The organism is Flavobacterium adhaerens (assembly GCF_040045115.1).
Lineage (GTDB): Bacteria > Bacteroidota > Bacteroidia > Flavobacteriales > Flavobacteriaceae > Flavobacterium > Flavobacterium adhaerens.
In genome coordinates, this window is record NZ_JBDLZX010000001.1 from 61,611 (window position 1) to 73,229 (window position 11,619).

At 33.8% G+C, this 11,619-nt stretch carries 12 protein-coding genes; 6 read left to right on the forward strand and 6 right to left on the reverse strand.

What is annotated here, in order from left to right:
* Positions 1-265: 265 nt before the first annotated feature.
* The 3 genes from ABEB18_RS00290 to ABEB18_RS00300 form a co-directional block, all read right to left on the reverse strand.
* Positions 266-2,485: a RelA/SpoT family protein gene (locus tag ABEB18_RS00290; protein WP_348796999.1), complete on the reverse strand. Its 2,220-nt coding sequence runs from the start codon at positions 2,483-2,485 to the stop codon at positions 266-268.
* A 130-nt stretch (positions 2,486-2,615) separates the two neighbouring features.
* Complete coding sequence (locus ABEB18_RS00295; RefSeq protein ID WP_348797000.1) at positions 2,616-4,163, reverse strand: serine hydrolase; 1,548 nt, start codon at positions 4,161-4,163, stop codon at positions 2,616-2,618.
* Between the two features lie 84 nt (positions 4,164-4,247).
* Entirely contained in the window at positions 4,248-5,033 is a 786-nt protein-coding gene (locus ABEB18_RS00300; RefSeq protein ID WP_348797001.1) for a TrmH family RNA methyltransferase, read from the reverse strand.
* A 144-nt stretch (positions 5,034-5,177) separates the two neighbouring features.
* Here ABEB18_RS00300 and ABEB18_RS00305 point away from each other — a divergent pair, with 144 nt between their 5' ends.
* Positions 5,178-5,771 (forward strand): trimeric intracellular cation channel family protein, encoded by a 594-nt coding sequence (locus tag ABEB18_RS00305; protein WP_348797002.1) that lies wholly within the window; start codon positions 5,178-5,180, stop codon positions 5,769-5,771.
* A gap of 9 nt (positions 5,772-5,780) precedes the next feature.
* Here ABEB18_RS00305 and ABEB18_RS00310 read toward each other — a convergent pair whose 3' ends face one another.
* Both ABEB18_RS00310 and ABEB18_RS00315 read right to left on the reverse strand, forming a co-directional pair.
* Positions 5,781-6,824 (reverse strand): RluA family pseudouridine synthase, encoded by a 1,044-nt coding sequence (locus ABEB18_RS00310; RefSeq protein WP_348797003.1) that lies wholly within the window; start codon positions 6,822-6,824, stop codon positions 5,781-5,783.
* The gene (locus tag ABEB18_RS00315) at positions 6,814-7,437 is read right to left on the reverse strand and encodes a PASTA domain-containing protein (protein WP_348797004.1); all 624 of its coding nucleotides are present in this window, start codon (positions 7,435-7,437) and stop codon (positions 6,814-6,816) included. The genes ABEB18_RS00310 and ABEB18_RS00315 overlap by 11 nt, the downstream gene beginning before the upstream one ends.
* Positions 7,438-7,767: 330 nt before the next feature.
* Here ABEB18_RS00315 and ABEB18_RS00320 point away from each other — a divergent pair, with 330 nt between their 5' ends.
* The 5 genes from ABEB18_RS00320 (at position 7,768) to ABEB18_RS00340 (ending at position 11,096) form a co-directional block, all read left to right on the forward strand.
* Complete coding sequence (locus ABEB18_RS00320) at positions 7,768-8,739, forward strand: D-alanine--D-alanine ligase (RefSeq protein WP_348797005.1); 972 nt, start codon at positions 7,768-7,770, stop codon at positions 8,737-8,739.
* A 141-nt stretch (positions 8,740-8,880) separates the two neighbouring features.
* Complete coding sequence (locus ABEB18_RS00325) at positions 8,881-9,495, forward strand: hypothetical protein (RefSeq protein WP_348797006.1); 615 nt, start codon at positions 8,881-8,883, stop codon at positions 9,493-9,495.
* A 4-nt stretch (positions 9,496-9,499) separates the two neighbouring features.
* Positions 9,500-9,958 carry a pantetheine-phosphate adenylyltransferase gene (coaD, locus tag ABEB18_RS00330; RefSeq protein WP_348797007.1) on the forward strand — a complete coding sequence of 153 codons (459 nt, stop codon included), beginning with the start codon at positions 9,500-9,502 and terminating at the stop codon, positions 9,956-9,958.
* A 29-nt stretch (positions 9,959-9,987) separates the two neighbouring features.
* Positions 9,988-10,554 (forward strand): PhnA domain-containing protein, encoded by a 567-nt coding sequence (locus ABEB18_RS00335; RefSeq protein WP_348797008.1) that lies wholly within the window; start codon positions 9,988-9,990, stop codon positions 10,552-10,554.
* 173 nt (positions 10,555-10,727) lie between these two features.
* Entirely contained in the window at positions 10,728-11,096 is a 369-nt protein-coding gene (locus ABEB18_RS00340) for a hypothetical protein (RefSeq protein ID WP_348797009.1), read from the forward strand.
* 77 nt (positions 11,097-11,173) lie between these two features.
* Here ABEB18_RS00340 and ABEB18_RS00345 read toward each other — a convergent pair whose 3' ends face one another.
* Positions 11,174-11,617 carry a hypothetical protein gene (locus tag ABEB18_RS00345; protein WP_348797010.1) on the reverse strand — a complete coding sequence of 148 codons (444 nt, stop codon included), beginning with the start codon at positions 11,615-11,617 and terminating at the stop codon, positions 11,174-11,176.
* Positions 11,618-11,619: the final 2 nt, after the last annotated feature.

An 11,619-nucleotide genomic window follows, 5' to 3' on the forward strand; every position in this document is an offset into this window, starting at 1 on the left:
TATAAAAAAATAGGGTTTTAATTGTAAATCCTGTGTTTTTTGTTTTTAAACTCAAATGTTCTGTTGCGTGGCGTGAGGATAGCAGCAAGTTACCAAAGTAACGCATTTAGCCCGATGCTGTTGGGTAAAGGGGATTTGTAAGCGGTTTGCTGTGTAATCCCCTTTATTCAACAGGGGCACTCTCTATTTTTTTGATGCTGTAAATACGCTGTTTTTTTAAGATTATCACAATTTTTGTTTGTAAAGTTTTTTTGTGATGTGGATTTTAGTTTTTATATACTCTCGTTACTTTGTCTATTCCGTCAATTTTTTTGATATTGTCCATAAGTCGTTTCAAAATGGTGATGTTGGGAACGATTACCGAAACTTGTCCTTTGAAAATTCCTGCTTCACCATTGAGCGAAATGCTTTGAATGTTAACATTCATATTGTTGGAAATTACTTTTGTTAATTCATTTGTTAGTCCCAAAGAGTCCATTCCCATTATGTTTATGGTGGCTTTGAAATCTTGTTGGGTAGAATCGATCCATTTGGCCTGCATGATTCGGTATGCGTAATTAGACTGTAATGCGATTGCGTTTGGACAGTCTTTTTTGTGAATTTTGATTCCTTCGTTTATGGTTACAAAACCAAATACTTCGTCTCCAGGTATTGGGTTGCAACAAGTTGAAATTTTGTAATCTAGCTTATCATGTGTTTTTCCAAAAACAAGCATATCGTAATTATTACTAAGAACTTGTTTGTGAATGTCAACGTCGGCAGTGCTGTGGTTGCGCTTGATTTTGTTTTTGAAAAAATTGATAAGCGTGTTGCTTTTTTGACTAGCATAATCTTTTAGCTGTTGGTTGTCTATAGATCCAACACCAACTCTATAAAACAAATCTAAACTGGTTTTTAGTTTGAAGAAGTTTACTAATTCGTTTGTGGTTTGCTCGTTTAGGGTTATTTTAAGGTGTTTTAATTTACGGGTAAGTACTTCTTTTCCGTCTTCGGCTATTTTTTTGGTGTTCTCGTTAAGAACATTTCGAATTTTGTTTTTTGCTCTTGATGTTGTTACAAAATCCAGCCAGTTTACGGTTGGTTTTTGATTAGGGGAGGTAATGATTTCGACTTGATCTCCACTTTTTAGTTCGTAATTCAAAGGGACTAATTTACCATTGACTCTGGTTCCTCTAGTTTTGATTCCGAGTTCTGAGTGAATGCTAAAGGCAAAGTCTAGTGATGTAGCTCCTTTTGGTAGTGATTTGATTTCGCCTTTTGGTGTAAAAATATAAATCTCCTTAGAGTACAGGTTCATTTTGAAATCTTCTACAAAATCGACTGCGCTTGTTTCTGAGTTTTCTAAGGCTTCTTTTAAAAGATTCAACCAAACATCCAGACCGTTTTCTTCGGTAGCTCCGTTTTTGTATTTGTAATGTGCTGCATATCCTTTTTCGGCAATTTCGTCCATACGTTCACTACGAACTTGTACTTCGACCCAACGTCCTTTTGGTCCCATTACGGTAATGTGTAAGGCCTCGTAACCTGTAGATTTTGGCGAAGAAATCCAGTCTCGTAAACGACTTGGGCTGGGTCTATAGTGATCTGTTACGATAGAGTATATTTTCCAAGCAAGGAATTTCTCATCGTGCGGATTAGATTTGTAAACGATACGCAAGGCAAATTTGTCATAAACTTCATCGAAGCTGACATTTTGCGCAATCATTTTTCTGTTGATAGAATAAATAGATTTTGGTCTTCCTTTGATGATGTAATCTATGTTTTCTTGATCTAATGATTTTTGGAGAACCTCAGAAATATCTTTAATGTAAAGGTCTTGTTCTTCCTTGGTTTCTCTTATTCTGCTAACAATGTTGTTGTATCTTTCGGGTTCTGTGTATTTTAACCCGAGATCTTCAAGTTTATTTTTGATTTTGTATAAACCTAATCGATGTGCTAAAGGGGCATAAATGTATAAAGTCTCCGAAGCTAGCTTTATTTGTTTGTAGTTTTCCATAGAGTCCATAGTGAGCATATTATGCAATCTATCGGCTATTTTTATGAGAATAACCCTAACATCATCATTGAGTGTTAGTAACATTTTTCTAAAGTTTTCGGCTTGCATTGATACGTTTAAGTCTTTTTGTACCAATGAAATTTTAGTAAGTCCTTCGACCAATTGAGCTATTTTAGGGCCAAACATTTTGTCAATGTCTTTGACGGTGATTGGAGTGTCCTCTACCACATCATGTAATAAGGCCGCAGCAATAGAAGTAGATCCCAAACCAATGTCTGAGGCTACAATTTTGGCAACCGAAATGGGATGAAATATGTAGGCTTCACCAGATTTACGGCGTTGGTCTTTATGTGCATCTACAGCAACATCAAAAGCTTTTCGAATTAGTTTTTTGTCTTCGGTTGTTAACGTTTGATAACTGATGCGAAGTAATTCTTTGTACTCTTGTGCAATTGCTTTGTTTTCTTTTTCTATATCGATTTCAGTCATAACAGCATGGTTCAGTGCCTTAAAAATAAGATTTTTTCGGCAGATAAGCAAGCGATTTAATGGATTGATTACCAGAATTAATCTTTAGAATAGATGTGAATCCGAGCATCAAAAATTGATTTTTTGTGGTTTAAAATGTTCTTTTGAAATCCAAATCTTGAAAATCATAACTAAAATCGGTTAATTCGGATATGGGGTTCATTTTAATTGAAATTGCTTTTCCAGTTGTGTCAAATTCGAAAAGCAAATGTGCGTCTGCATGAAAATATCTATTGTTCCATTTTACAACCAAGTTTTTATCCTTGTAAAGAAATAGTTCGCCAGAAAGTTGAGGAGAACGTTTCGAGGCAAATAATAATTTACCTTTTTTTTCGCTTATTTCGATTTCTCCGAACCAATTGTCTTTGTAAGTACCAATATAGTTTTTGAAATCAATCTTTAGATTGTCTTTTTTGTTTTTGGTTACAAACTCCCAAACTTCATTAGTTACTTTATCTGCTGATTCTTCTGTAGCTTTTACTTTATTGCTGTAAGCGGTTATATAGTCTTCTGATTTGATTCCGATATAACTATCTTTTATGGTGTTAGTTATGGTTCTAAAAGCAGCTCCAGACTGTTGGTTGGTTAGAACTACAATTCCTAAATTAAGTTCGGGAATTAATGTAACCTGAGTAACAATTCCTTCTAATCCTCCTGTGTGGGTAACTTGTTTGTATCCTTTTACATCACTCAAAAACCATCCTAAACCATAGGCGCTAAAATGTGTATTATAGGGCGGAATTGTATTAACAGGAATAATTGTTTGCGGAGTCCACATTTCATTATGTTGTTTTTCAGAAAATAAAGGTTTGTTGTCAGAGCCGTATTTTCCTTTGTTCAATTGCATAATCATCCATTTACTCATATCGTTTACGCTTGAGTAAATTCCGGCAGCACCATCAAATAATTGATTTTTATATCTCGATATAATTTTTAGTTTTCCGTCGATTGGAACGTGTGGCGCAATAACATTACTTGTGTCTTTTAGACGTAAAAATGAGCCCGCACTATTTTTCATATCCAAAGGTTTCATGATCTTGGTTTCGATAAAATCACACCAAGAAATTCCACTTACTTTATGAACAATTTCGCCAGCAACGATGTAAAGTAAATTGTCATAATCGTATTTTGTTCTAAAGTCGGATACAGGTTTTAAGTATTGTAGATTTTCAATAATATCTTTTGTTTTAAAATCATTTCCGTCTGGCCAAATCATTAGATCTCCAGCGCCAAGACCTAATCCACTTCTATGTGTAACCAAGTCACGAATGGTAAATTCATTGGTTACATACTCATTGTACATTTTGAAATTTGGCAAATAACTAACAACTTTATCGTCCCATTTTAGTTTTCCTTCATCTACTAACATAGCCAATGCCGCAGTAGTAAAAGCTTTACTGTTTGATGCGATTCCAAAAAGAGTATTTTCATCAACCTTTTCTTTGGTTTTAATAGATTTTATACCATAACCTTTTGATAAAACAACTTTTCCATCTTTTACAATGGCAACAGCAATTCCAGGAACATTAAAGGTGGTAAGACTTCGGTTTACTAGATTGTCAACTTCAGAATTTGAAATTTGCCCAAAAGAGTGTATGTTAAAAGCTAATAGTAGAAGTAAAATGCTGAGTTTTTTCATGTTTTAGTATAAATAAGTTGTGAAATTCCAATTTTTTAATTCCAAATATTTTAAAAAAAAGAGGATGAATTCTTCAATCTAAACTCAAAACCCTCTTTGTCTTTTAGCTTCAAATATCAAAATAGCCGCTGCGACCGAAACGTTCATACTGTCAATTTCGCCTTGCATTGGTATAATAATGTTTTGAGTAGCGGCTTCTCTCCATTCTTGTGTAAGTCCAGTAGCTTCAGTACCGACAACCAAAGCAGTTGGTAAAGTGTAATTTTGAGTATGGTACGAGGTTGAATTTTGTAAAGTAGCAGCGTAGAAATTGATGTTTTTTTCTTTTAAAAAAGTGATAATTTCTGACGTGCTTCCAGTGGCAACTTGGTTTGTAAACAAGCAGCCTACACTGGATCGAACCACATTTGGATTGTATAAATCACTTTTTGGATTTGCAATAATTACGGCATCCAAACGAGCAGCGTCGGCAGTGCGTAATAAAGCGCCAATGTTTCCAGGTTTTTCAGGAGCTTCGGCAATAAGTATGAGTGGATTTTCGGATAATTTTAAGTCCGATAATTGTGCTGATTTGGTTTTGGCTACTGCCAAAATTCCTTCGGTTGTGTCTCTGTAAGCTAATTTTTGATAAACAGCGGTATTAATTTCAATTAGTTCAGAGTTATTGTACAGTTTTCGTGCTTCTGTTTCCGAACAAATCTCAGGATCAAATAAGATGGTTTCTATTTCATACCCCCCTTTTACGGCAATAGAAATTTCTCTTTTTCCTTCAATTAAGAATGTTCCAGATTGTTTGCGAGCTTTTGCTTTTTCCTGCAATTGCAATAACGATTTGATTAGTGGATTTTGAAGGCTGACGATCTGTTTCAATGGATTTGCTGTTAGATTATGTGGTGCTAAGTTACTACCATTTTTTAAATTCTTAAAACAAACCTTAATAAGACGTTTTTACTTAAATTTGAAACGGTAAATTGTATATTTTTTTTGCCAAACTTAAAATTAAAAAAATAAAACATGTTTCATATACTTGATGTTGTTGGTACAATGGCTTTTGCAATGTCAGGAGCATTAACCGCAATGAGTAAAAAATTAGATCCTTTTGGTGTTTTTATTATTGCTTTTGTAACAGCTGTAGGAGGGGGAACACTCCGTGATGTTATGATTGGTCGTACTCCTGTTGGGTGGATGCAAAATCCAATTTATGTTTATTCGATAGTTTTGGGTTTTATTTTGACAATTATTTTTAGAAAAAGACTTGATAAGCTTAGAACTTCTTTGGCACTATTTGATACTATCGGATTAGGAGTTTTTACATTGATAGGAATTCAAAAAGGGATCGATTATAATTTGCATCCGGTAATTTGTATTGCATTGGGTACAATGACGGCCTGTTTTGGAGGGGTTACCCGGGATATTTTGTGTGTCGAAATTCCAGTTATTTTTAGAAGAGAGGTCTATGCTACCATTTGTATTTTTGGCGGTATTGTATTTTTTATTTTCCGAAAATTGAATTTCGACAACGATGCGTTATATCTTATTACATCAAGCGTTATAATAATAATTCGCATGTTGGCCGTAAAATACAAATGGCATTTAGCTCCTTTGTAACGAATTTAGTTATTCCTCGTTATCGATATGATGTGATTTCGAATAGCCTCTCCATTTCTCGATACAATCTTGAAAATCTTTAGGTAATTCGGTATCAAATCGCATCATTTCTCCTGTATTTGGATGTACAAAACCAAGGGTCTTGGCATGTAAGGCTTGACGAGGTAATGCTTTGAAGCAATTCTCTACAAACTGTTTGTATTTTGTAAATGTAGTTCCTTTTAAGATCAAGTGACCACCATAACGCTCATCATTAAAAAGGGGGTGTCCGATGTGTTTAAGATGTGCACGAATTTGGTGTGTTCTTCCAGTTTCTAATCGACAAGAAATCAAAGTTACATAACCAAAACGCTCCAGAACTTTATAATGTGTAATGGCTGGTTTTCCGATTTCCGGATCAGCAAAAACGGCCATTTGCATACGATCTTTGAGGTGTCTTGCTAAATTTCCTTCTATGGTTCCGGCATCTTGAGCAACATTTCCCCAAACCAAAGCGATATATTCTCTTTCCGAAGTTTTGGCTTCAAATTGCTTGGCTAAATGCGTCATAGCAGCTTCCGTTTTGGCAACTACCAAAAGACCTGAGGTGTCCTTGTCTATTCTATGAACCAATCCAGGGCGTTCGCTGCTGTTCATTGGTAAATTTTCAAAATGAAAGGCAAGTGCATTTACCAAAGTACCCGTGTAATTTCCGTGACCTGGATGTACAACAAATCCTGGAGGTTTATTGATTAACAAAACCGCATCGTCTTCATAAACGATGTCTAATGGAATATCCTCTGGATCAACTCTGTTTTCAAACGGCGGATGTGATAACATAATGCGTATCACATCAAAGGGTTTAACTTTGTAATTGGATTTTATAGGAATATCATTTACATAAATATCGCCTGCAGTTGCTGCGTTTTGAATTTTATTTCTGGTCGCATTTGGAATCAGGCTCATCAAGTACTTGTCGATTCGCAAAATGGCTTGTCCTTTTGGAACGTCAAATCGATAATGCTCAAATAATTCTTCCTCTAATTCGTCTAATGGTTCGGTGTTATTGTTCATTCGGTGCTTCTGTTTCTATTGCTGGAGTAGCTAAGCTATCTACTGGTTCTTCTTCCTGATACGTTTCTTTTCCATCTCCCAAAACCAAATCAATTTTAGAAGCCTTCAAAACTCGATCTCCAACTTTCAAATTTCTTCCTTTGTATCTCATTTCTAGAACCATATCTTTTCCAAGATTAGGAACATAGGTGATAGTTCCAGCTTCAAGTCCAAGTGCTTTTAAGGTAGGAACCGCTTCACGATACGTTTTTTCAATTAAATCTGGAATACGCACAGACGAAAACCCCGAAGAATTAATTTTTATATATACTTTTCTTCCTACTTTTACTTTAGTTCCAGGCATAGGATCTTGCTCTACCACACTGTATTTAGGGAATTCTCCTCTATAATCTACACTATCCAACAACTCATAATCCAAGTCTAATTCGTCTAGTTTTTCCTCAACTTGCTCTTCTGTTAATTTTCTCAAATCAGGAACCGATATTTCATGCCCGTGATCTGTGGTAAACGTCAACCAATGCATGAATAAATAACCAATAACTACAATAATTGCAAATGCCAAAAGCACTTGTCCAAAAAATACACGACTTGTTAGATATTTTGTTAAGCTCATAAATATTTTGTTTAGCGCAAAGATAAAGCTATTTCGTTTCAAAAAAAATGATAATTTTGTTTAATAGCATAAGGGCTTTCAATCCTCATTAGATAAAGAAGCTAATCCTGCTGTACACTTGTATCTTTTGCTAAAAAAAAACATTTTTCTAAAGCATAAAAGGAGCTTCCGTTGGTCGCTCTTTTCTGCCAAGAAAAAAAAGTTTTTTTGCACAAAAGGATATCGTTTCCATCAGGGCTATATACTCATTTTCAAAACCTCATTAAGTATAAAAAAAACAATTCTATCAATACACCATAAAGGTTAGATTGAAAATAAAAACGAAAAAACATGAAAAACATTGCCATCATCATGGGCGGCTATTCCAGCGAATACAAAATATCCTTAATAAGTGGAAACGTTGTCTATCAATTTTTAGACAAAACAAAATACAACGGATTTCGCATCCATATTTTCAAAGAAAAATGGGTTTATGTTGATGATTCTGACAATGAATTTCCTATCGATAAAAATGATTTTTCAACAACCGTAAACGGGACAAAAATTACTTTCGACTGCGTATTCAATGCCATTCACGGAACTCCAGGCGAAGATGGTTTAATGCAAGCATATTTTGAACTTATAGGCCTACCACAATCGTCTTGCGATTATTATCAGGCTGCATTAACCTTCAATAAACGCGATTTACTTTCGGTATTAAAACCGTACGGGATCAAAACCGCTACGTCTTATTATTTGAATAAAGGAGATAAAATTGATACTACTGATATCGTAAAAACTGTTGGTTTACCTTGTTTTGTAAAACCAAACAAATCGGGTTCTAGTTTCGGAATTTCCAAAGTAAAAACCGAAGCTGAATTACCGATTGCGATCGGAGTTGCTTACCAAGAAGATAGCGAAATTATTATCGAGAGTTTTCTTGACGGAACCGAGGTTTCAGTTGGGGTAATCAATTACCAAGGCGAGATTAAAGTTTTGCCAATTACCGAAATTGTTTCCGAGAATGATTTCTTCGATTATGAAGCTAAATATGAAGGTAAATCTCAGGAAATTACCCCAGCCAGAATTTCGGACGAAATGACTCAAAAAGTGAGTGATGCTGCCAAACGTGCTTATGAAGTATTGAAAATGAAAGGATTTTCTAGAAGCGAATTCATTTTTGTAAACGGCGAACCGCACATGCTTGAAATGAACACTATTCCAGGGCTTACAACCGAAAGTTTGATTCCGCAACAAGCCAAAGCAGCTGGAATTTCGCTAACGGATTTGTTTACCAATGCTATTGAGTTAGCATTGAATTAAGAGGCTAAGTTTCTATAAGAAAATTAAATCCTGCAAGGTTTTTAAAACCTTGCAGGTCTGTTTTATAAATTAAAAACCAAATACTTAGAGGTAAAAAGACTTTGCTGAAAAAAGTATTAATGAGAATAAATAATTGAGCCTATGATGGTATTAATCGGAACGAATGAAACTTGCTTGTTAAGTGGAATATTTTCAAATGTAAAATGTCCGAATTGTAACTTTCATTCTGAAATTAATTATAGTATTTCTACCAGATATACCTCATTAACTTTTATTCCAATATTTCCTGTTGGAAATACAATACAAATAGAATGTAACCATTGTTCAAAAGAAATCTCCTTTGAAGATTTGGATGAAAATCTCAAAGTGAAGCTCATTATTGAAAATAAAAAAGTCAATCAAAAAAGACCTTTGTGGTTGTTTTCGGGAGTTATCATATTAATTTGTTGGGGTGTGTTTTATCTTTTTAATTTATACCAAACTAAAGATGAAACAAAGATTTTAATACAAAACCCAATTTCGGGAGATGTTTACAATTTAAAAATTCAAAATAGATATTTTTCAAGTATGCGAATAGATAATGTAACAAAAGATAGTGTTTTTGCTACTGAAAATGATTATAAAGTATATTTACAATCAGAAATTGAAGAAATAAATAAAGTTGAAAATTACACTAAAAGGAAAGTTAGTTATTCCAAAAAGGAATTATTGAGTCTTCTTGATAAAAACGAAATATTCTCAATCATTAGAAAATAAAAAAATGAACAAAGCAATTTTTCCAGGATCATTCGACCCAATTACGTTAGGTCACGAAGATATCATCAATAGAGCTATTCCTTTGTTTGATGAGATTGTAATTGCCATTGGTATCAATGCAGAGAAAAAGTACATGTTTTCGCTGGAAGACAGAAAACTTTTTATCGAAAATACGTTTAAAAATGAACCCAAAGTTTCTGTTATTACCTACGAAGGTCTCACAATAGATTTGTGCAAAAAAATCAATGCTAATTTCATCTTAAGAGGGCTTCGTAATCCAGCTGACTTTGAATTTGAAAAAGCAATCGCACATACTAATCGACGTATGTCTAAAATCGAAACTGTCTTTTTATTGACCGCAGCTCGTACCTCGTACATCAGTTCGAGTATTGTAAGAGATGTAATTCGTAATAACGGTGAATATGAAATGCTCGTTCCAGAGGCAGTAAGGGTTACAAAATAAAAATTTGAATAAAATCATAATATAGAATAATGAGTATAGAAAGAGAATTAATTAAGCGTAGTGGTGGAAAATGTGAACTTTCAGGAGTGACTGAAGATTTAAAAGTATATCAAATTCTGCCTACAAGAAAAGGTGGGATTGACGAATGTATTTTAGCTAGCGCATCACTTATTGATCAAATTGAGAATCCTGAAAAAACCGATATAAACCACTGGAGATGTCTGAATGATAGTATGTGGAGTGAACATTTACCGGTTCAGATTGTTTCTTGGAGAATGTTGAGCCGTTTGCGTAATCAGGAATTATTAGATCAAATGTATCTTGATGAAGATGATTTGGCTTGGGCTCAGGCAACTGGTGAAGGTGAAGATGATGAAAATAAGATAGTTCACCGCGATAGCAACGGTGCGATTTTACAAACAGGAGATTCAGTCGTTTTGATTAAAGATTTGAAAGTAAAAGGTTCCAGTATGGTCGCCAAACAAGGAACTGCCGTTCGCAACATTCGATTGGACCATGAAAATGCCGAATATATAGAAGGAAAAGTTGATGGTCAACAAATAGTGATTATCACACAATACGTTAAAAAGATATAGTTTACATCTTTATATGATTAAAAAGTCCTCGGGAATTCGAGGACTTTTTTTTATGCTAAATTTTAATGACGTTATCTTTATTTTTTTGTGTTTTTATAAAAGTTTGATTTTTAATAATTTAATAAAAAAAAATATTGTAAATTTCTTTAGTTTAATATTTTAATCTCTTACTTATGAAAAAAGCAAACTTATTTATTTTCGGAATCCTTTTTTTGACAACACTAATGGTTTCATGTCATAAAGGTAGAAACAAACTTATCGGTTCATGGAAGGTGACAAATGTTGAAATTAAAAAGCCACTTTCGGATTCAATAAAAAATGAAATTATTGAAAAAGGAGAGCTTACCTTTACCGAAGAAGGTCATGTAACTGGATTTTTACGAAGAAAAATTACTGACGGTGATTTTATTTTGTCTCAAGGAGGGAAAAGTCTAATAATCAAAGACGAAACAGGAACCCCATATCCCTGCGAAAGTATTATTACTAGTGATCAATTAATATTGGATGCAGACGAAATGAAACTAACTCTTAAGAAACTTTAGATTTTTAAATTTACTTTTTGGTATAATAAAAACGTCCCGATTTTTCGGGACGTTTTTGTGTTTATCTATAAAGTATATTAACTTTTTTGGAATAGTTTTTCAATTTGTTCTCTAGATAATGGCTCAGAAACATTGGTTGTGCTTGATAATTTATTTGTCACCATAAACTGAACAGTAGTTTTATCTGAACTTACAATGTAATGTAACCAAAGAAAATTATTTGGTAACTCTAATTTGATGTCATTCAATGGATTTGCAGAAAAACCTTTAGAAATGATACTGTAAAAACTTTGGTAAGCATTGTCAACATTTTTAAATGTAAAATTTTTCAATAAAGCTTCTTCTTCAGTATCAGATGGTTGAGTAGTGTAGAAAAATGTATATTCGTCTCCAATTTTTTGAACATAAAAACTATTATTTACTCTTCCTAATCTTTCAACAGGTACAGTTTCTACAACTTTAATTTGGCTAAAACCAACAGAACTAACTAATAAAATAGCAATCGCAATAACTTTTTTCATAA